Raw genomic sequence first — 19668 nt, 5'->3', positions numbered from 1 at the left:
GTGACGCCCGCGCTTCGCCCTCAGGCCGATCAAGCGCCCCAGTAGGTGCCGAAGCTCCAGAGATTGCCTTCCGGGTCGCGGACCGTGAAGCCGCGTGAGCCGTAGTCCTCGTCGCGCAGGCCACGGACCACTTCGGCGCCCGCGGCGGTGGCGCGGGCGAACAGCGCGTCGGGCTCCTCGCAGACGAGATAGACCGAGTTGGTGCCGGTCGGGCGGGTACTGAACGGGCTGTCGTCCTTACCTGCCGAGCCGAACATGACACCGCCGCCCAGCGGCCAGCGCAGTTCCGCGTGCTCGACGATCGATGGGTCGTCCTCGCGGGCGTAGAGCGCGGCCTCCCGGAAGCCGAACGCCTCGATCAGGAAGGCGGCCATCGCGCGGGCATCGCGGAAAACGAGCGTGGGCCAGACGGCGGTGCGGGTGCTGACTTCTGTCGGATTCGTCATGCCTTCATCGTCATCCGGCGGACTCGTCCGGGGCTTGGACGGATGGAATCTCCTCGGCCAGCCACGCGGTCGGGCTGGTTCCGGCGAGGTCGGCGAAGTCTCGATCCAGATGAGCCTGGTCGTAATACCCGCACGTGGCGGCCACCTGGGCGATGGTGACGTAGGAGGGCGTGTGCGCCAGCATCCGGCGCGCCTGTTCGAAGCGCGTGATCCGGGCCGCGAGTTTCGGGCTCAGGCCGAACTCGCGCTTGAACCGGCGCGTCAGATGCTGTCTGGTCCACCCGACCTCCGCGGCGAGCGAGCCGACCGCGATTCCGCCGCCGGAACCGACCACCGCACGCCATGCCCAGGTGAGTTCTGGACCGACCACACGGACCGGATCGGCCAGCGCCGAGAGCACCCGATCGCAGACACCGAAACGCTCCGGCCAGCTCGGCGCGTACTGCAATCGCTCCCACAGCTCCGATCCGACAGGTCCGACGACGTCGGCGAATTCCACCGACGTGTCCCACAGCGCCGCTGCGGGCATGCCGAACAAGGTGCGGCAACCCAGCGGTGTGAGTGACACGGCCACACCTTCCTGACGACCGTCGTGCGCGATCAGCGCCGTGCTCGCTTGCAGGCCGCTCAGCACACACCGATAGTTCTGGGGCGACTGCCGTGGATCCGTCTGCTCGACGACGTCGATCGTGGGCCCGATCGCGACGATGAAAGTCATGTGCCGCGACGGCAACCCACGATGCATCCCCGCCGCGAACCCGGACATGCGATAACCGACGTACCGGTCGATGAACGAGGCGAGCGTGGGTGCCGGACGCGCCGTCACCACCTCGGAGGTCGGCTCCATGCGGTCACGCTACGCCGGGGGACCGACAGGAGTGCCTCAAGAGTTGAGGTGCGCGGACGATCGTCCAGTCCAGCGCCGAATCACGGACGACGTGCTCCGCCGCGGACGTGCCGGCCAGGCTGTGCCGCAACAGCGGGCACGGGATCAGCGGCTTCACCGCCAAGCGGGGGAACCGATCGTCGCCGGGTGCGGCGACTCGGGCGCTGTTGCTGACGATGACCATCCGCGCGAGGTCCGCCATAGCCATCGCCTCGACGATGGACCGCACGGCATCGGCGCGGACCCAACGCTCCGGCTGCTCTCCGCCGGTCTCGACCAGCGGTGAGATGTACCACTACAGCGTGTAGTGGACTGTGATCACCACCCGCGATCCGGTTACCGTTGCGCCTCCTGACGATTTCTGGAGGTGTGATGCGGCGGGTGCAGTACGAGCGCAGCGGTGGTCCCGAGGTGCTCGAGCTCGTCTCGGTCGAAGTCCCGACACCAGGGCCGGGTGAGCTTCTGGTCCGTGTCGAGGCGGTCGGGGTGACCCTGCCGGTGGTGCGGAAGGTGCGTGAGCAGCGCGAACCGATCGCGTTGGGCGGCGAGATCGCGGGCGAGGTGGTCGCGGTGGGCGAGGGCGTCGACCGATACGGGCCCGGCTACCGCGTGACCGGTCTCGTGTTCGGACACGGCTACGCCGACTACGCCCTGCTCTCGGCGGCCATGGCGTCGCCGATTCCGGACGGTGCGTCGGCGGTGGACGCGGTCGCGCTGGTGCGCAGCGGCCTGGTGGCGCTCGGTGCGCTCAGTGCCGCATCGCCCAGGGAAGGGGAGTCCGCCCTGATCACCGCCGCCGCGAGCGGCGTCGGTCACCTCGCGGTCCAGTTGGCGCGGGTCCGTGGCGCGGCGCGGGTGGTCGGCGCGGTGTCGGATCTCGCGAAGTCGGAGTTCGTGCGGGAACTCGGAGCCGACGACGTGGTCGAGTACGGCCAGGAGTCCTGGGGGGCTCCCGCCGACTACGTGCTGGACGCCGTCGGCGGCGATCTGCTCTCACCCGCGATCGCGGCGCTGGCTCCCGGTGGCCGGTTGATCGCCTACAGTTCCGGCGGCGGCACCATTCAGGCCTACGACCTGCTCGTCGGCGCGAAATCCGTCATCGGCTTCCAGATGGCCCGCATCGCGAAAACCCAGCCCGACGTCTACGAACACTGGCGCCAAGAACTCTGGCAATACTTCGCCTCCGGCCGACTACGCCCCGCCGTCCACGCCGAATACCCCCTCGACCAAGCCGCCGCAGCCCACGCCGCCATCGAAGCCCACGCCAACCTCGGCAAAGTCGTCCTCATCCCCTGAAACGGGCCGCGAGTGGCACATGGCTGCGGCGAAGTCCGAGAGACCTCTCCGCCATGTGCCACTCGCGGGAGAGCCGGGTCGGCGCGCCGCGTAGACTCTGTTCCTCGTGAGTCTCACCCTCGGAATTGTCGGTCTGCCCAACGTCGGCAAGTCGACGCTGTTCAATGCGTTGACCAAGAACGACGTGCTCGCCGCGAACTACCCGTTCGCGACCATCGAGCCGAACGTCGGCGTGGTGCCCCTGCCCGATCCGAGGCTGAACAAGCTGGCCGAGATCTTCTCTTCCGAGCGGATCGTGCCCGCCACCGTGTCGTTCGTCGACATCGCCGGCATCGTGAAGGGCGCGTCCGAGGGGGCGGGCCTGGGAAACAAATTCCTCGCCAACATCCGCGAGGCCGACGCCATCTGCCAGGTGGTACGGGTGTTCGCCGATGACGACGTGGTGCACGTCGACGGCCGCGTCGACCCGGGCGCCGACATCGAGGTGATCGAGACCGAACTCATCCTGGCCGACCTGCAGACCCTGGAGAAGGCGGTCGTGCGGTTGGAGAAGGAAGCGAAGGTCAAGAAGGACCGCAAGCCGGTCGCCGACGCCGCGAAGGCCGCGCAGGAGATCCTCAACAGCGGCACCACCCTGTTCGCCGCGGCCGACAAGGTGGACACCGAGCTGCTGAAAGAGCTCTCGCTGCTCACCACGAAGCCCTTCCTCTACGTCTTCAACGCCGACGAGTCGGTGCTCACCGACGAGGCGAAGGTCGCCGAGCTGAAAGCTTCCGTCGCCCCGGCCGATTCGGTCTTCCTCGACGCCAAGGTGGAAGCCGAACTCCTCGAACTCGACGAGGAATCCGCCACCGAACTCCTCGAATCCATCGGCCAGACCGAACCCGGCCTGCACGCCTTGGCCCGCGCCGGCTTCCACACCCTCGGCCTGCAGACCTACCTCACCGCGGGCCCGAAAGAAGCCCGCGCCTGGACCATCCACCAGGGCGACACCGCCCCGAAGGCCGCCGGCGTCATCCACACCGACTTCGAACGCGGCTTCATCAAGGCCGAAGTGGTGGCCTTCGACGACCTCGTCGATGCAGGCTCCATGGCCGCCGCCAAAGCCGCGGGCAAGGTCCGCATGGAAGGCAAGGACTACGTCATGACCGACGGCGACGTGGTCGAGTTCCGTAGCGGACTAGCGTCTGGTGGCAAAAAAGCTTAAGGAAGCCCAGGATCTCGGACTTGCCTATATAGTAACGGCATCCTATTGGCCGATATTTGGCCCATGATGCATTCGGTAGTAGGGGCACGGTGGACGAGGTAATTTCAGATTTCCTTGCGCATTATCGACGAGAGTTCGACTTCTATCAAGAGGTCGGGAGGCTAGTCGAACGACACGTGACTGAGGCGTGCAAAGCTGAGGGGATCAGCTGTTATGTGACCAGTCGCGCGAAAGATTTCGATAGTCTTCGCAATAAGTGTATAAAGAGGCATGCAGAGAAGTGTTATTCCTCAGCAGATGAGATACGTGCAGATATACCCGATCTTGCTGGCGTCCGTATCGCTCTATATTTTCCTGGTGAACGCAGTCGGGTTGAGGCGATAATTTCTCGGCTTTTCGATATTGAAGTGAAAAAAGAATTTCCCTTGGTTAGCGCTGGGGAAGGTGAAAAGTCTGGGTCTACTCATGTCGAGCGAAGGTTTCCGGGCTATTCGGCAGTGCACTATAGGATAACGGTAAGAGAGGACGGCCTCAAGGGCAAAGATATACGGTTTGCCCGAGCTCGAGTTGAGGTCCAGGTCGCTTCCGTTCTTATGCACGGCTGGTCCGAGGTCGAGCACGATTTAATCTATAAGCCGCTGGGGGATTCGCTCTCTGATCAAGAAAGACAGCTCATTGACCAGCTGAACGGTCTTGTCCACGCCGGAGAGGTTGCTCTGGAGCTTCTCCAGAAGGCTGGTCAGCGAAGAATTGAGGAAGGCGCGCGGAGCTTTGTCACTCACTATGAGCTCGCCGCATATCTCCTTAGTCATGTTAAGCGCCTACGTGAGGAGTCTATTTCAGAGACCGAAATGGGCCGCGTCGATGTTCTATTCGATTTTCTGAAACGCGTAGAGCTGACGACGCCGGATAGCCTTCGACCGCATCTTGAGCGAATCAACTCTGATTTCGAAAGTCGACCTTTAACTGACCAGATTGCCGACGCTGTTATTGCCGATAACCCGGACTATCTTAACCTTTATCTCTCTAGGATGTATAGGCATCCGGGAGAAGTGATGAGACCGGCTGTAGGTGATGGCAGGGTTCCGTCCGAAGAGGAGTGGTACCAACTCGTCGGCCGATATTCTATTATGTGGGCGCAACTCGAACGCATAATAAATGCAGCTTCGGACAGGGTGCAGCCAAGCTTTGTTCGTAGTTTAAGTAGTCTGCATGACCAAGGGATATTGTCTGATGAGTTGATGAAAGCAATCAGGTATTCTCGAACCTTTCGGAATAGTTTGATCCATGGGCATGCTGATCCGAATATCGACTATTTACGTGAACAGCTTGACTTGCTGACTTCGATACTAAATCTTGTAAAGTCGCTACTTCGGGATAGGCCAGACGAAGGCGACAACGGAGCATCCGTGAGGTAATCCCACGTCCGTATGCTGCATGAGAGTGTGCGGAGGGAATCGGCTGCCGACGATAATCACGACTTACGGTTCACGTGCAGACTCGCTACGGTCGTAGTATGACGGGCGCGGAGACAGTCGCATGGGCTGAGCAGTTGGCCCGCAGATACCTTGCATCCCTGCCGCGGCGACTAGCGCACGTTGAAGGGGTGGCGAGGCAGGCCAGCTGTGCCGCCGCCGTGGTGGATGATCCGTCGTTGCTGGTGGCAGCAGCGTGGCTCCACGACGTCGGCTACGCCCCGGCCTTGAAGCGAATCGGGTTCCATCCAGTCGATGGCGCGGAATTCCTTCGCGAACGGGGTTTCGGTGACCGATTGTGCGGTCTGGTCGCGAATCACTCGTGCGCGTGTGTTGAAGCTCGCCGCCGCGGGATGTCCATCGGATGGCCTGACGAGGAGACTGCACTGCGCGATGCGCTGTGGTGGGCGGACATGACCACAACGCCAACGGGGGAGGTGACCGGGGTTCGTGAACGGATCTCCGAAGTGGAAGAACGGTACGGCCCTGACCATGTCGTCTCGCAGTCGGTCACGGAGGCTGCACCGCATCTGATTGGTGCAGCCGACCGGACAGAGACTCGGCTGAAGGCTCGCCTACCCTTCAGGTGAAGTATGGAACTGTCGTGCCTTCAAGGCCCGTGTGGATCCTGAGCAGGATGGACGGATGGATATCCCGTTCGCGGAGTTTCTCCGGCGCAACCCATTCGACCTCAGCCGATTCCTCACTCGGCCGTGGTTTGCCGCTGATCGGTCGAGCGCGGAAGCAGATGGAGAACTCCTGCCGGACCTCGCCGTCGTTGTACGCGATGACATGATCAGGGTCCGAGAAGACACCGATTAACTCAGTGACCTTGACATCGATACCCGTCTCCTCATTTACTTCCCGGACGACTGCTTGTGCCACTGTTTCGCCCGCTTCGAGGCCACCGCCGGGGATCGAGTACTTGCCGTTGTCGGTGCGACGAATGAGCAGTATCCGCCCTTCGTCGTCCTGGACCAGCGCGCTCACTGCCACCTTGATGCTGTTCGCGGGTGGGGCGGTCGGATCATGAAAATAGTCGGTCCGGCTCATGCGTGACTCCCGAAGTTGGCTTCGTAACTCTCGGTCCAGACCTGTTCGAAACTGGTTGTGTACGTTTCGAAAAGGTCGGCGGCTGGCAACAGCTTCAGGTGCATCGCCGGGGCGTATGCGCCCGGCTGCCCATACACGTGCATGTTTACGATCATCTCGTCGTCGAACCGGAAAATCGAGTTGTAGAGCGTGGTCCGGTGGTAGCGGATTTCGACACCGTCGATCTCCGACAGCGGTTCGATGAGGGCCAGGGCATTGCGGATTCTCGCTGGCACGGTTCCGGCGGCCAGCCGTTCTTCGGCGCTTCGCTTGGTCGCTTCGTCCTCATCGGGATCACCGAACAGCATGCGTACTTTCAGACCGTCGCGGGTCTTCTGCCTGATCGTCCTAGCGAAGGATGGTTCTTCCGCGAGGAACAGGCCCGCCAGAACGAGTACGTCGACTCGTTCTGTCGCTTGCGAGAGCAGGCGTGTCCACACGTCGAGGGGGATCGAGTTCCGGTGCGGATACACCTGGAGCAGTTCTGACTGCGCCATCTCGATCCGGCGCTCCGCGGGCAGCGCTTCCGGCCATAGGTAGTTCTCCGTTTCGCGCACCATCGACGCGACCTTATGGCGGTGGCGGGGATAGGGTGTGCGGCCCTTCGTAATCCATCGTTCGACGGTCTTCTCGTCGACGCCGGTCGCTTCCGCGACATCGGCGAAATCCAAGCCATTGCGTAGCAGTGCTTCTCGGAGCCTGTCGTTCGGCATCGCAACCCCCTTGGGACGACTAGGGACGTCTTCACTGTACAGGAGACGTTCTATCGACGTCCACCCCTGAGGTCGCCAGCTACTGATTACGTCTGTCGATTTCCCGAAAAGTGAGGAATTGCAACGCATTTCCCTTACTTCTCGAAGGAGTGATCGACCGTGTCGCACAAGACGTTCGGTGATGTCAGCGGGTCCGACGCCCGCCGACTGATCAGCCTCAAGACAGCGGCCAACTTGGTCGACGTCGACACGAAGACGATCCGCAATTGGATCGCCGCAGGACACCTCCGTGGCTTCCGGATCAACGGCCACTTGCTGCGGGTCAACCACGCCGAACTGCTGGCGCTGGTTCAGCCGGTGCTCGCGCCCGTACCTGAGGACGTGGCATGAGCACCGCGAAGAAGGCTGCGGACCAGCAGCAGAACGAGGCCGAGCGCTTGGCGGAGTACGTCGCCGAGATTGTCGCCACGGCGCCGCCTATCTCGTCCGATGCGCGTGCGCGTCTCGCGGCCGTCTTGGGCCGCAGTACCGATCGGAGGGCAGCGTGATGCGCTCCTTCGGCTTGGCCCTCGCTGCGGTGGCAGTGGGCTACACGGTGCTGACGGCGCCGGGGGTTGTGGGCTTCGTCCTGATGGTGTCCGGTGCGGTCTGGTTCTGGCGGGCGCAGCGTCGGTGGGGGGTGCGGCGATGAGCACTCAGTGGAGGCAGGACCCACCTATTCAGGGGTACACGGTCACGCATTTCGACCGCCGTGGCGGACACAACCCGTTGCATTCGATGGCCGGGCCGGAGTTCACCGGCACGAGCGCGGTGTTCGCCCCGCTGGGGTTGTTGCCGCCGATGGTGCGGCTGGCCGCGTTCGGTGTGCTGCTGCTCATCGGCATGGGTGGCTGCACCGCTGCGTGGATCGATCAGCAGGACTACGTGCCGTCGCCGAACATCTGCCGTCCGGTGGATGCCGGGGTTCCGCCTGAACCGGCGGGGTCGTGTGTGCCGCGGTCGCAGCTGCCTGAGGGGGTGGCGCGGTGAGCGCGCAGGACCACCGCCGGGAGCAGGCGGAGCTGGAGGCCGAGAAGGCCCGCTTGGATCTCGTTCACGGTGTGTTGGCCGACATGGTGTTCACCGCTGGCGACGTGTCGGAGGCGAAGGGATACCGCGACAACGACTTCGAGATGTCGAGGGCGCGGCACGTCGGTGAGCATCAGGCGCAGGTTCACGCCGAGCGAACTGTGGTGTGGGACCGGTTGCTCGACTACCGCCATGGTCCGGCGTTGGCGGTGAAGATCCGCGCCCAGGTCGCGGCTGAGCGGGACCGTTTGCGGGGGGAGCGTTCGCGTGGGATCGAGCGTTCGCGATGAGCCGTTATCACGATCCGGATGGCAAGCGGTTCGGTATCCCGACGTGGCCGTGGGGTTTGGCGCCGCAGCATCTGCGGACTCGGCGCCAGCTCGCGCGTGAGGGCATGAGCCCTGGTGGTGAGTACGAGGCGCAGATGCTGCGGGCGCGGGGTGGTTCGCGGGGGCCGCTGAAGGCGCACCTGTATGACGCGGAATCAGCGGTGCCGAAGCGAGTTTCGAGCGAGGCGCAGCTGGAGGCATTGCAGCTGGCGCGGTGGACGCGCTCGGCGATGGCCGCGGAGCGGCGAGGGGTGGATGCGACGGAGATGCGCGAGTTCATCGCGCAGGCCCGCACCGACATCGCCGAGCGCCGCCGCGCGGCCGGTCACAGCCGCAGCTCGCGGCAGGGAAGGGATCGAACCCAATGAACCACAAGAGGAAGGGGGGCGACCGCTACACCGCGTTGGAGCGTCACCACCGTGCCCAGATCGTAGGCGGGCTGCGTGATCAGGGCTTGTCCTACCAGCAGATCGGCGAGCAGCTGGGTATTTCGCTGGCTCAGGTCGAGTCGTGCCTGGGTGAGGCTACGCGGCTGCGTGAGCAGGGGCTGACGAAGCAGGAGGTCGCCGAGGAGATCGGCATCCCGTACGGGTCGTTGGGCCGGGTGCTGGCTGTGCGGCGCAGTAAGGGCCTGTCGGCGCAGCAAGACGCGGCGCTGGCCGCGCTGGTGGACATGCACGGGATGCAGGTCGATGTGTTGGCCGAGCTCATGAGCTTCAGCAGTCTCAGCAGCGCCTACGACCTCGCCGACGCTCTGTTGAAGCGTCGGATGGTGCATCCGCTGCTGTCGGTGCAGCGTGGCCGGGCGTGGGTGTACCCGAGGCGTGAGGTGGCCGAGCGGTATCTGGGGTGGCGGCCCAAGGACTGGAAGCCGCCGCTGATGTTCGCCAACCACTACCGCGCCGTCGCGCAGGCGCGGGTGATGCTGGTCGGTTCCGACCCGCAGCTGTGGGTGTCCGAGCGCGTGCTGCGCCGCCGCGCCGAAGTCGCTGCCGCGGAGTCGAAGTCTGGGCATGTGGTGTTCAGCGACAGCCGGACCCCACGTAAGGGACGCCCGCACGTGCATGACGGGCGGTTCCTCGGCGAGGTCGGCGGTCAGCACGGCTGGTGGGCGCTGGAGATCGAGCTGAGCGCCAAGGACCGCGTCCACATGGACACCGCGCTTGCGGGCGCGATCCGCGCCGCACGCGACAGCGAGGACGAGGCCGTGATGGGCCTGCTCTACCTGTGCCGTTCCCAGCGCGTCATGAACACCGTCAATGCCGCCTACCAGCGGCTTCCTCGCGAACTCGCCGCCGTCGAGTTGCTGTTCGCGATCGGCGACTTCGACGAGGAGTGGAGCCAGTTCCTCAACCGCCGAAACCAGGGCCGCGCCGCCCGCAAGACCCGGCGCCCGAACCTTCTTCTCACTCAGGAAGCGTCATGAGCAACTGCCAGTGGATCATCACCCCGCAGGACTGCCACCCCAACGGCAGCGCACAAGTCCCCACGACCGGACAGCCGGACGCGCCCCCGGTGGAGCCGGGCGCCGGTAGCGGCCCGCTGGTGCCGCAGGCGCCGCCGATCCGCCATGTCGAAGGCTGGGATCTGCCGAGGCTGGACTTGTCTGCGGTCGGTGACGCGGCCTCGACAGCGACGGTGTGCGGTGTCGTGATCGTGGCGATGCTGGTCATGATCGTGGCCGTCGCGGCGCGGTGGCCGTTGGCGCCGCACCGGTTGCGCAACTTCGCAATCGGGTCGCTGCTGCTGCCCGCGGCCTCGGCGATGGCCGGCGGATCGTGGATCACCCCCGCCTCCCTGTTGTGGTCAGGTGCGGCGCGGGTCGCCGACGGCGACCTGGGCGGACTGCGAACGATGGTCGTGCTTGGTGCCCCGGTGGCCGCGCTGGCCGCGACGTACTGGTGGGCGTCGTTCGTGCACAAGACCAACACCGTCGGGTTGAAGAACCTCGGCCGCACCGAGCGGGTGCAGGCGGCGCTGGCCGCACGCCAGTTCGCCGGGGCCGCTCGGGCGGCGCGGTCGGTCGGCGCCCCGTTCACCACAACGGACGGGATCGTGCTGGGTCCGCTGGCGGGCCGGCGTTCGGCGAACCCTCTCGGTTTGTGGTCGGAGCTGACCGCGCGGCATCAGGCGTGGATGGTGGTGCCGCACAAGGAAGCGCGCCGCCAGATGGCCGCGTTCGGCACGACCGGTTCGGGCAAGACGGAGCTGATCAAGCGGTACGCGGTCGGGATGCTCGAATACGAGTGGAACGCCTGGCAGCGGTGGAAGGACGTGCCGGGAATGCGGGGCAAGCACCCGCGCCCGCTGCTGGTGGTCGTGTCCTGCAAGGGCGGCAACGACGACAAAGTGTTGGGTCACGAGTTGCGCGAGATCGCCCAGCGCCGCGGTATCGCCGCCGACCGCATCGCCGAAGTTCCCCACGGCGCCCGCCTGAACGTGTGGGCTATGCGTGGCCGCGATCAGCGTGCGGTGCTCGGCGACATGCTCAACGCCGGACAGGCGTCGACATCGGAAGGCCAGCACTTCGACGAGCTGCGCCGCCGCATCGTCTCCCTCGTCGTGGACGCCCCGGCCGGGCCGCCCCGGTCGAGCCGGGAGTTCCTGGAGCGCTTGAATCCCGAGACGCTGCTGGATCTGTGGGGCAACGCCCCGGACGTGAAGCGGATGGTCGAAGCCCTTCAATCGGAGAAGGTCGACCAGCTCGCCGACATGCTGATCAAGGCATCCAACCTGTTCGACAGCCTCCAGGGTGAGGACGGGCGGATGGTGTTCGACGGTGGTGTCGACCTCGACGACCTCGACGTGCTGTATGTGACCGTGCCCGGCCTGGACAAGGACGCCGCCCGCGCCCAGGTCGCCGCCATTCTGCGGATGCTGATGCAGCGCGCGGCCCGCACCGCCAAGGACCAGCGTCGCAGCGTCACCCTGATCATCGACGAGCTGAGCGCGCTCACCACCGGCCAGGGCTCGATCGGGCTGGAAGAGGTGTGCGAGCGGGGCCGCTCCCAAGGCGTGAGCGTGCTGTTCGCCGCCCAGAGCCCCGAGGGTGTCGCCGGGGATCAGTGGGCGCTCGACCGGATCTTGAAGTCCTGTGCGGGTGGGGTGCTGCTGGGCTACGTCGAGAACGCCGGAGAGCTGTGCAAGCACTTCGGGTCGGTCCGGCACATGCTGCCGTCGCGGCACCTGATCAAGGGCCAGCGCACCGGCGACGAGGGTCAGGTGTCGGTCGGTGAGAAGTGGCTGGTCGACCCCGACCGTGTCCGCCAGTTCGACACCGGCCAGTTCGTCTACGCCAAGGCCGGACGCGCGCAGTTCGGGCACGTCGTGCCTGTCGACCTCGCCATCGTGCGCCCCCTGCCCGGCACCACCAGCGCCGATCCCGAGGCCGACCCCGTCACCGCCGACGCGACCGCCTGACCCCTATTTCTCCGACCGATTGAAAGGCAACCCCATGCGCATCATCCGACCCCACGACGACAACGACGACAACGAGGACCAACGGCGGCCCGACCCCGCCCCGACACCGACCGATCCCGCGATCGCGGGCGAACTGTTCGCCGACGAAGTCGAGGACTGGCTGGCGGGTATCGCCGACCTCGACACCGCCCCGACTGTGACACCTGCACAGACCGAACGACCCGCCGCCGACACCAGGCCGGTGCGCCGGGTGGGGCTGAGCGTCGTGCCCGACCTCGACGACGAACCCGACGCACAAGCCGCCGTGGTGGCGCCGGTTCCGGCGCGGTCACGGGCGCAGACCACGCGCCGCACCGCGGCAGCTTCCGCTGTTGTGGTCGGCGCGGCAATGACCGCCGGATGGGGTGAGGGGCCGCTGGTGGTCGGTCCGCTGGCCGTCTACGGCGGCGCCTGGGTGGCCTACCTGTGGTGGAACGCCGCCCACCGCCCGCCTCTGCCGCAGGCCATCGGCACCGTCACCGCCGGTATCAGCCACGCCGTCGCGGCCGTCGCGACCGCCATCGTCGGGCTGCTGCGAGCCCTGGTCGAGCGCGTCGACCGCGCCCGCACCCAGCACGAGAACAACCGCACCACCACCACCCAAACCCAGTAATCAACCACAAAGGAGGAAAACCGTTGAGCACCAACCGAATCCCCGACGACCCGATCCGCACTGCGCCCGCTGATCTGTACGAGCGCCTGCACAACGTCGACGACCGGCTGTTCCAGCTGCGCCGCGAAGTCAGCGAGATCCGGCGCGAGTACGCCGCCCTGCGACGCCACCCCGACGCGTTGGCGGTCGACAACCTCGGCGATCCGATCGACCCCGTCGCCGCCGCGCTCGGCGCGGAAACCGCGCTGGCGATGGCGGACGAGAAGTTGGACGCCGCCGACATCTGGCTGTCTCGCGCCCGCGGCCGGTATGCGACCCGCCTCAAGCTCACCGACACCGCCGCCGACGAACTCGACCGCCGACGCAACCGCGTCGAGCGGACCCGATGACTACCGAAAACACCCACCACCGAGAGGAATTCACCGCAATGACCGACCGTAGCCCGGAAGACGAGATGATCGCCGAAGCCCGCAAGTTCGCGCGATCGCTGCCGGAACTGACCCGCCTGCACGCCCAAGCCCGCAACTTCCTCGAACGCCGCAAGATCCGCAAGGAGATCAGCCGCACGCTGCGTGAGCAGCGCCGCGAGGCCGAGGTGATGCGCAAGCACCAGCTGACCTGGACCGGCCAGGCTATCGACCGCTACCGCGTACACGTCCAAACCGTCGCTGAGCGCGCGAACGACCCGCGCGTGGACCATGACCGGCGCGCCCGCGACGCTGATGCCCTGGCCGAGCACCGCAACCGCCTGGCCCGCGGCTTCATCGGCAACGAGCACCTGACCCGCACCGAGCAGGGCATAGCCCTCGACGGGTTGGACTCAGCGACGATCTTCCCCCACTTCAAGGTCGGCAACCTCTTCGCCAAAGCGCATAAGGTCCGCGGCATCGACGCACTGCGCTACCGCGCCCACGTCGCTCGTGAGACGGTCAACGCCCGCCAGCGCGCCCAGGCAGAGCGTGAGCAGGGCTGGCAGCAAAGCCTGGACGCCGCGCGCCGCGGCAACGCCGAGGAGTCGCTGCTCGCACGGATCGACGCCGCCCAACCCCACCGCCACCGCTACACCGCGGGAATGACGTGGACCGACCCGGACGGCGGGAAGCTCACCGAATCCCGCTCGTTCGCCACCGAGCACGCCGCCACCAGCTGGTTGCAGCGCAACATCAGCGGCACGTCGTGGGCGGACGGCACCACCCTGGAGGTCGAGACCCGCGACACCCTCAACGCCGCGAAGCAATACGCCGACTACGGGCGCCCCGAGACCGTCGCCGGGCAGCTCGCCGACCGCGAGTCGGTGTTGCGGGAGCGGACGTTGTCCGGGCAGGTTCACCGCGAGCAGGCCGAGCAGGTCGAGCGGGCCCCGCGGCAGCGTGGGACCACCGACCGTGAACGCCCGCCCGAAACCGCCGGTGTTGACCGGTTGGCGCAGGTGGAGCGCCAGTTGAACGACATGGCCGCCGACCGGGACCGGCTCGAAAGCCGGGTCGGGATGTTGCAACGCGGCCTGGATTCGGTCACCGCCGACCGCGACGAGATCCGCCGCAAACTCGATTCGGCCGAGGGACACATCGAGGCGCTGAAGAACCGCAACCTGCGCCTGTCCGCGGAGATCGGTGAATTGCGGGACCGGCCGGGTGTCGAGCAGCTGACCGCTGAGCGCGACCAGCTGCGTGGCGAACGCGACGAGGCGGTGGCGAAGCTCGCCGAGCGCACACCGACCCATGAGCGGTTCGGCAGCCCCGAACGCCGAGCCGAGCAGGCTCGCCAGGCCGCGCGGTCCGAGCGGACCCCGGCCGACCAGCGGCTGGGCAGCCGTGGACCGCAGGCGGGACGGGATCGGTTCGGCGGTGGCCTGTCTCAGGAGATCGCCGACGCCACTGCGGTTTTCGAGGCCGGGCGCAAAGCCTCTGAGCGGGGCCTGGTCGAGCATGTGCTGGATCATGCGCGCGAGGCTGCCCGCGCTCATCAGGAGCGCTACGGCAACCGCCAGCACGGCAACGGCAACGGCAACGGCGTAGAGCAGGAGCAACCGAACCCGACCCTGGATGAGCTTCGCAACTCGGTACAGCCGGGCAACGACACCGGCGAGCACGGGCCGGTAGGCAAGCGCGCCAGCTACCTGCGCGACCTCACCGGCGCCGGCCGCGAGCAGGCCGGTCCGGACACCCAGTCCTGGCCACGGCCGAAGCGGAACGGCCACGGCCGCAACGGTATCGAGAGGAGCCGTTGACATGCAGCGCGAGCACGAGGAAGCAATGCGCGTCGAGTTCGCCCGCTACACCCAGCTGGGTGAGGACATGTACCGGCCGGACGCCACCGACGCCGACCGCGACCGGATCACCGCCCAGCTTCGCGAGACCGATCAGCGGTGGAGCGAAGGGCCGCACGCCGAGCACTGGAGCTACCTGACCGACGCCTACGAGGACTGGCGGCAGGCACCCGACACCATGTTCCGGTTCCTCGACAACATCGACCACAACGGAGGCGAAGGAGTCACCGACCTCCAGCACCGCAGTCTGCGCCAGGCCGGGCAACTGGCCGGTCGAGATAGCGAGAAAGTCCGCGACGCCGCCCGCCGCTACATCGACCGCGCCACATCCGAGCAGTCCACACCCCGATCGGGCGGCCGTCAGATCGAGCGGGGGCGGTGAGCATGCACATCGAGCACGAGGAAGCGATGCGCGAAGCGTTCGCCGAGGTCGACCGGCTGTCGCGGCTGCGGGACCGGCCGGGCGCCAGCGAGGCGGAGATCCACAGCCTCTACGCCCAGCAAGAAGCCATCGACCAGGAGTGGCGCAACGGGCCGCATCCGGGGGAGTGGAAGTACCTGAAGGACGTGCACGACCTGTGGTCTCCGTCGCCCAGTGCCGTGCGGCGGATGCTGTCTTTGCCGGGCGCGGATTCGTTGGACGGGGTGCAGCGGCGCAGTATCGAGCAGGCCCGCATCCTCACCGACGCGCAGCGCCCGGAGATCGAGCGGGGGCGGTGACGATGACCAAACCGGCACCGCAGCAGGGCCGCTCCTACGAGATCGTCACCGACGCGCTGATTCGCCGGGTGGGTCCAGCGCGGTGGCCGCGGGAGCCGCAGCAGTGGACGAACTACCTGTGCCCGGTGCACGAGGGCGACGGCCACCACCACAACCCCAGCCTGGGTGTGCGGTATGACCCGCGGCAGGGCAAGACGATGGTGCGCTGCTGGGCCCGCTGCGACGACCAGGACGTGCTCGACCGCATCGGGTTGCGGGTGCGCGATCTGTGGGATCGGCTGCCAGAGCGCACCAACCAGCAGAGTTCCGCTCGTCGGCCCTACGAGGGCGGCGGGCGGCCCGCCCGCCCGGTGAACGTGGCTTCCCCGGTCGAGAAAGCCATTCTGGCGGCCCGGTTCCCCCTGCCCGCCAAGCGGGATCTGGGTGCCCAGATCGGGGAGCCCGCGGCGGTGGACACCTACGTCTACCGGTGGCCGGGCGGCCGCGTCGAGGGCGCGGTGGTGCGGCTGCACACCCCGCACGAGCACGGGCACGCCAAGAGCTTCTACCAACGGCGCTGGACCGGAACCGAGTGGGTCAATACGGGCTTTGCTCCGCTGCCGTGGCAGCTGGGCGACGTGCGCGAAGCGCTCGACACCGGGCGCGAGTTGTACGTGTGCGAGGGCGAGAAGGACGTGCAACGAGCCCGCCAGGCCAGGCAGCTGGCGACGTGCAACGCGATGGGCGCGGGGAAGTGGACTGACGACCACGCCCGCTGGCTGCGTGGCGCTGGCCGGGTGATCGTGATCGCCGACCGCGACCGGCCCGGCTACCGCCACGCCGCCCAGGTCGCCGAATCCCTCGCCGAGCGCGTCGGCGAAGTCCGCGTGATGCAGGCCCGCGACGGCAAGGACCTCTGCGACCACCTCGACGCCGGACACGACCTCGACGAACTGGAACCGGTCGCCTACCTGGACCGACCCCGACCCCCGCGCAGCATCCACGACCTGCACCCCACACCGACCAGCCGCGACCGGGCCGACCGGACCCGCACCCGCTGAACACCACAACAGGAAGGACCCCATCCATCATGAGCACCAACACCTTCGGACAGCGTTTCCGCCGTGCCGCACGCCCCGCGTCGGCGTTCACCAAGACCAGCAAGCCCGGAACCACCGTCTACGGCCGCATCATCGCCGCCGTCGAGGAACCCAAGCTGAAGTTCGGCGGCGCGCCCGGCGAGGTCGAACTCGACGAGGACGGCCAGCCGGTCATGCAGACCGTAGTCACCCTCGACACCGGCGCCGGACCGCGCAACCTGTATGTGTCCTGGCGCATGGAACAGGCCATCGGGCTGGCGCTGGAGAACGCCGGTAGCGAGGACTTCGAGATCGGTGCGACCCTGTCGGTCACCTACACCGGACCCGACCCCGAGTACTCGCGGGCGCGACTGTTCACCGCCGTCTACACCCCCACTGCGGAACGAGGTGGGGCGTGACCGGATACCCGACCGGCGCCGCGGACGTTGTGCCCAGCACCGATGCTTTGCACCATGACACATCACACGATTCGGTGCTGTTCGAGATCGAGAACGCGCCAGGCGATCCGGTGCGGCCTGGAATGCATGCACCGACGCCGGTGCAAGACGTAGCCAGGTTGAATCGCAGCCAACGTGAAGCGCGCGTGTATTGGCTCATCGAACAAGCCGAACAGATCGTGGTCGACGGTGTGCGAACGCATCTGGATGACCGTCGGATTGCTGCGGTCTGCGTGCTGTTCTCCGGAGGCAACGACTCGACTGCGCTCGCGCACTTGTTCCGGCGCAGAGCGACTCACGCGATTCACTGCAACACCACCATCGGCATCGAAGAAACACGCGAATTCGTCCGGACAACCTGTACGGAGTGGGGGTTACCGCTGCTGGAGGAGTACCCGCCGCAGTCATACGCCGAGTTGGTGATCGCCCGCGGGTTTCCCGGGCCGGCCATGCACTGGCTCATGTACCAGCGGTTGAAAGAACGGGGGCTGCGGCAGGCTCAGCGCAAGCTCGTCGGCGACAGCCGCCGGGAGCGAGTCGTATTCATTGCGGGCCGTCGACGCCAAGAATCTGCACGGCGCAAACGTGTCCCGCTGTATGAACGGCAAGGCTCCGTTATCTGGGTTTCGCCGCTGGCGAACTGGACCTCGCTGGACCTCAACACCTACCGGCTCATCACCAAAGATGTACCGGTCAACCCGGTGACCGAACTGCTGCATATGAGTGGCGAATGCCTCTGCGGCAGTTTCGCCAAGCCGGGCGAACTCGACGAGATCCGCACATGGTTTCCCCGGGCCGCCGAACAGATCGACACCATCACCGCGGCGGTTCGCACCGCAGGCTGGCCCACCCCTCTGACCACCTGGGGGCATGGGCAAGGCCGACGGTCTGTGACGGGGCGGCTGTGTAGTAGTTGCGAATCTCTCTTCGAGGTAGGTGAGTGATGACCGGATTCGATTCCGGTGCGGACGCGGTGCGCAGGAGCGATTCTGCTGCGCACCGCCGCGCACCAGATAGTGCGCAGGGCGGTGCACGGACCCCGGAGGAGGCGTCGGCGGTCCGGTTCTTTTGGGGTGAGTTGCTGTTGGTGGCGGCGATGTCGATCGCGGGCAACATCGTCCATGCCTGGATCAACGCACCGGAGGACAAGCGGTGGATCGCAGCGTTCGTCGCGTGTTTCCCGCCAGTAGCGTTGCTGGCAGCAACCCACGGTGTCGGTCTGCTCGTCCGCGCCCAGAACAAGGCACGGTTCGCCTACTGGGTAGTTGTCCTGCTCACCGCCACGATCGCGGGCATTGCGTTTGCGTTGTCCTTCGACGCCCTGCGGGAACTCGCCATCCAAGTCGGTATGAGCAAATCACTGGCAGGGCTGTTCCCCGTCATCATCGACGGCGCCATCGGACAAGCCACCATCGCTCTGCTGGTTCTCGCACGCACCGACCGCACCAGTAATGAACCCATGGTGCGCACCAAGCCGGAACCAGCGCAGCGGCCGGAGCCGGTACGCACCGTGTCGGTGCGGGAGGTTCGCACCGAGACCCGGTCGACCTCGACCGAACTCACCGCGCAACAGGCGCCCCCGGGCGTGCGCACCGTCGAACAGCCCGCGCTCGACGCCCCCACGCACCACGCACCCGCGCCCGGTGCGGAGGTCGACCGGTGGGTGCGGGTCGCCGAGCTGCTGTGCAGCGCTGACCCGTACGGGCGGCGTGACCCGGAGAAGGTGACCGAGATCCTGCGCCTACGTCACGAACAGAACTGGTCACACGCGCGCATCGCCGAACATGTCAGCCTCAGCTCGTCCTCGGTGACCCGCACCCTCACCGCGGCCCAGGAATACCTCGTGGAAGAGCCCGTCAGTGACCAGCGGTCTGCACCACAACTACCACGAGCGAATCGAAAGGATGATCACAACATGACCGGGATCAACTCGACCGACACCGCTTGGAGCACGTCATGCCGAGACTGATGTCGGTGTCACTGACCGAGGACGCGGTCCGCGCCCGCAGAAAGACCGTCACCCGCCGGATGGGCTGGCTCACGCTGACGCCCGGCACGCGGCTCACTCTGTGCCGCAAGGTCATGGGCCGCAAGGCTGGCGAGCCGCTGGTCCGTATCGTCGACGTCGAAGTCCTCGATGTCCGCCGGGAGCGCCTGGCCTTCATCAGTCCAGAGGACGTCGAGGCCGAGGGATTTTCGGACATGAGCCCGGAGGCGTTCGTGGAGTTCTTCTGCCGCAGCCACAAGGGCTGCACCCCGGACACGTTCGTCACCCGGATCCGCTGGCGGTACCCCGACGACGCCCAGTAGCCGCATGTAGCCCACCCGAAAAGCAGCACTGAACCGCATACGAATAGGCCCCGCTGGCATCGCCAGCGGGGCCTACTCGTTCTCTCGACGCCGGAATCCGATGCGGACCTGATCCGGATCTGATCCGGACCTGATCCGATTCTGATGCGACTCCGAGTCCGATCAAAATCGGATCAGGGTACGCGAGAAACATGGGCTGAGCTGGGGAGTTTGGCGTCGTCTCCCTCCCCACCCGGCCGACACTCTCTATGGCTTCGCTGTTCATAGAG

The 19668-nt window shown here is 66.4% G+C and carries 27 protein-coding genes; 22 read left to right on the top strand and 5 right to left on the bottom strand.

Annotated features, from left to right (window positions below; genetic code table 11):
* Positions 1 to 29 precede the first annotated feature (29 nt).
* From ACFV2O_RS31835 to ACFV2O_RS31825, 3 genes are read right to left on the bottom strand one after another with little or no spacing between them, the layout of a single operon-like run.
* Positions 30 to 446, bottom strand: coding sequence for a VOC family protein (locus ACFV2O_RS31835; RefSeq protein ID WP_355078623.1), 417 nt, complete (start codon positions 444 to 446; stop codon positions 30 to 32).
* Positions 447 to 456: 10 nt separating this feature from the next.
* Positions 457 to 1293, bottom strand: a complete 837-nt coding sequence (locus ACFV2O_RS31830; RefSeq protein WP_379255259.1) for a helix-turn-helix domain-containing protein — start codon at positions 1291 to 1293, stop codon at positions 457 to 459.
* Between the two features lie 4 nt (positions 1294 to 1297).
* A complete protein-coding gene (locus ACFV2O_RS31825) occupies positions 1298 to 1612 on the bottom strand; it encodes an NAD(P)H-binding protein (protein WP_379255408.1) in 315 nt (104 codons plus the stop codon).
* 92 nt (positions 1613 to 1704) lie between these two features.
* Here ACFV2O_RS31825 and ACFV2O_RS31820 point away from each other — a divergent pair, with 92 nt between their 5' ends.
* The 4 genes from ACFV2O_RS31820 (at position 1705) to ACFV2O_RS31805 (ending at position 5900) form a co-directional block, all read left to right on the top strand.
* Positions 1705 to 2628 (top strand): zinc-binding alcohol dehydrogenase family protein, encoded by a 924-nt coding sequence (locus ACFV2O_RS31820; protein WP_379255258.1) that lies wholly within the window; start codon positions 1705 to 1707, stop codon positions 2626 to 2628.
* Between the two features lie 106 nt (positions 2629 to 2734).
* Positions 2735 to 3835, top strand: a complete 1101-nt coding sequence (gene ychF, locus ACFV2O_RS31815; RefSeq protein ID WP_379255257.1) for a redox-regulated ATPase YchF — start codon at positions 2735 to 2737, stop codon at positions 3833 to 3835.
* A gap of 215 nt (positions 3836 to 4050) precedes the next feature.
* Entirely contained in the window at positions 4051 to 5253 is a 1203-nt protein-coding gene (locus ACFV2O_RS31810) for a hypothetical protein (protein WP_379255256.1), read from the top strand.
* Between the two features lie 98 nt (positions 5254 to 5351).
* Entirely contained in the window at positions 5352 to 5900 is a 549-nt protein-coding gene (locus ACFV2O_RS31805) for an HD domain-containing protein (protein ID WP_379255254.1), read from the top strand.
* On the opposite strand, the gene ACFV2O_RS31800 is transcribed toward ACFV2O_RS31805, so the two are convergent.
* Both ACFV2O_RS31800 and ACFV2O_RS31795 read right to left on the bottom strand, forming a co-directional pair.
* Positions 5893 to 6363 carry an NUDIX hydrolase gene (locus tag ACFV2O_RS31800; protein ID WP_379255253.1) on the bottom strand — a complete coding sequence of 157 codons (471 nt, stop codon included), beginning with the start codon at positions 6361 to 6363 and terminating at the stop codon, positions 5893 to 5895. The genes ACFV2O_RS31805 and ACFV2O_RS31800 overlap by 8 nt on opposite strands.
* Entirely contained in the window at positions 6360 to 7115 is a 756-nt protein-coding gene (locus ACFV2O_RS31795; protein WP_379255251.1) for an XRE family transcriptional regulator, read from the bottom strand. The genes ACFV2O_RS31800 and ACFV2O_RS31795 overlap by 4 nt, the downstream gene beginning before the upstream one ends.
* A gap of 159 nt (positions 7116 to 7274) precedes the next feature.
* Between ACFV2O_RS31795 and ACFV2O_RS31790 the strand changes: the two genes are divergently transcribed.
* Genes ACFV2O_RS31790 through ACFV2O_RS31705 form a run of 18 tightly spaced genes read left to right on the top strand, consistent with a single transcriptional unit; the run spans position 7275 to position 19399 of the window.
* Positions 7275 to 7505: a helix-turn-helix domain-containing protein gene (locus ACFV2O_RS31790; protein WP_379255249.1), complete on the top strand. Its 231-nt coding sequence runs from the start codon at positions 7275 to 7277 to the stop codon at positions 7503 to 7505.
* The gene (locus tag ACFV2O_RS31785) at positions 7502 to 7663 is read left to right on the top strand and encodes a hypothetical protein (RefSeq protein WP_280185998.1); all 162 of its coding nucleotides are present in this window, start codon (positions 7502 to 7504) and stop codon (positions 7661 to 7663) included. The genes ACFV2O_RS31790 and ACFV2O_RS31785 overlap by 4 nt, the downstream gene beginning before the upstream one ends.
* Positions 7660 to 7806 carry a hypothetical protein gene (locus tag ACFV2O_RS31780; protein ID WP_280297074.1) on the top strand — a complete coding sequence of 49 codons (147 nt, stop codon included), beginning with the start codon at positions 7660 to 7662 and terminating at the stop codon, positions 7804 to 7806. The genes ACFV2O_RS31785 and ACFV2O_RS31780 overlap by 4 nt, the downstream gene beginning before the upstream one ends.
* The gene (locus tag ACFV2O_RS31775) at positions 7803 to 8144 is read left to right on the top strand and encodes a hypothetical protein (protein ID WP_379255246.1); all 342 of its coding nucleotides are present in this window, start codon (positions 7803 to 7805) and stop codon (positions 8142 to 8144) included. Before ACFV2O_RS31780 ends, ACFV2O_RS31775 begins: the two co-directional genes overlap by 4 nt.
* Complete coding sequence (locus ACFV2O_RS31770) at positions 8141 to 8473, top strand: hypothetical protein (RefSeq protein WP_379255244.1); 333 nt, start codon at positions 8141 to 8143, stop codon at positions 8471 to 8473. Before ACFV2O_RS31775 ends, ACFV2O_RS31770 begins: the two co-directional genes overlap by 4 nt.
* Positions 8470 to 8880: an RRQRL motif-containing zinc-binding protein gene (locus ACFV2O_RS31765; protein WP_379255243.1), complete on the top strand. Its 411-nt coding sequence runs from the start codon at positions 8470 to 8472 to the stop codon at positions 8878 to 8880. Before ACFV2O_RS31770 ends, ACFV2O_RS31765 begins: the two co-directional genes overlap by 4 nt.
* Positions 8877 to 9938, top strand: coding sequence for a hypothetical protein (locus ACFV2O_RS31760; protein ID WP_379255241.1), 1062 nt, complete (start codon positions 8877 to 8879; stop codon positions 9936 to 9938). Before ACFV2O_RS31765 ends, ACFV2O_RS31760 begins: the two co-directional genes overlap by 4 nt.
* Positions 9935 to 11932, top strand: a complete 1998-nt coding sequence (locus ACFV2O_RS31755) for a hypothetical protein (protein WP_379255239.1) — start codon at positions 9935 to 9937, stop codon at positions 11930 to 11932. The genes ACFV2O_RS31760 and ACFV2O_RS31755 overlap by 4 nt, the downstream gene beginning before the upstream one ends.
* Positions 11933 to 11966: 34 nt before the next feature.
* Entirely contained in the window at positions 11967 to 12584 is a 618-nt protein-coding gene (locus tag ACFV2O_RS31750; RefSeq protein WP_379255237.1) for a hypothetical protein, read from the top strand.
* Between the two features lie 23 nt (positions 12585 to 12607).
* The gene (locus tag ACFV2O_RS31745) at positions 12608 to 12973 is read left to right on the top strand and encodes a hypothetical protein (protein ID WP_379255235.1); all 366 of its coding nucleotides are present in this window, start codon (positions 12608 to 12610) and stop codon (positions 12971 to 12973) included.
* A gap of 38 nt (positions 12974 to 13011) precedes the next feature.
* Positions 13012 to 14814: a hypothetical protein gene (locus ACFV2O_RS31740; RefSeq protein ID WP_379255233.1), complete on the top strand. Its 1803-nt coding sequence runs from the start codon at positions 13012 to 13014 to the stop codon at positions 14812 to 14814.
* 1 nt (position 14815) lies between these two features.
* Positions 14816 to 15235, top strand: a complete 420-nt coding sequence (locus ACFV2O_RS31735; protein ID WP_379255231.1) for a hypothetical protein — start codon at positions 14816 to 14818, stop codon at positions 15233 to 15235.
* On the top strand, positions 15232 to 15573 hold the full coding sequence (locus ACFV2O_RS31730) for a hypothetical protein (RefSeq protein WP_379255230.1): 342 nt from the start codon (positions 15232 to 15234) through the stop codon (positions 15571 to 15573). Before ACFV2O_RS31735 ends, ACFV2O_RS31730 begins: the two co-directional genes overlap by 4 nt.
* Positions 15574 to 15575: 2 nt before the next feature.
* Positions 15576 to 16613 (top strand): toprim domain-containing protein, encoded by a 1038-nt coding sequence (locus ACFV2O_RS31725; protein WP_379255228.1) that lies wholly within the window; start codon positions 15576 to 15578, stop codon positions 16611 to 16613.
* 29 nt (positions 16614 to 16642) lie between these two features.
* On the top strand, positions 16643 to 17050 hold the full coding sequence (locus ACFV2O_RS31720; protein WP_379255226.1) for a hypothetical protein: 408 nt from the start codon (positions 16643 to 16645) through the stop codon (positions 17048 to 17050).
* On the top strand, positions 17047 to 18033 hold the full coding sequence (locus ACFV2O_RS31715) for a phosphoadenosine phosphosulfate reductase family protein (RefSeq protein ID WP_379255225.1): 987 nt from the start codon (positions 17047 to 17049) through the stop codon (positions 18031 to 18033). The genes ACFV2O_RS31720 and ACFV2O_RS31715 overlap by 4 nt, the downstream gene beginning before the upstream one ends.
* Entirely contained in the window at positions 18033 to 19058 is a 1026-nt protein-coding gene (locus ACFV2O_RS31710; RefSeq protein WP_379255223.1) for a DUF2637 domain-containing protein, read from the top strand. Before ACFV2O_RS31715 ends, ACFV2O_RS31710 begins: the two co-directional genes overlap by 1 nt.
* A complete protein-coding gene (locus ACFV2O_RS31705; protein WP_379255222.1) occupies positions 19046 to 19399 on the top strand; it encodes a hypothetical protein in 354 nt (117 codons plus the stop codon). Before ACFV2O_RS31710 ends, ACFV2O_RS31705 begins: the two co-directional genes overlap by 13 nt.
* Positions 19400 to 19668 lie beyond the last annotated feature (269 nt).

The organism is Nocardia sp. NPDC059691, from assembly GCF_042733915.1.
GTDB classification, from domain to species: Bacteria; Actinomycetota; Actinomycetes; order Mycobacteriales; family Mycobacteriaceae; genus Nocardia; species Nocardia sichangensis.
This window is presented reverse-complemented; position numbering and strand designations above follow the sequence as displayed.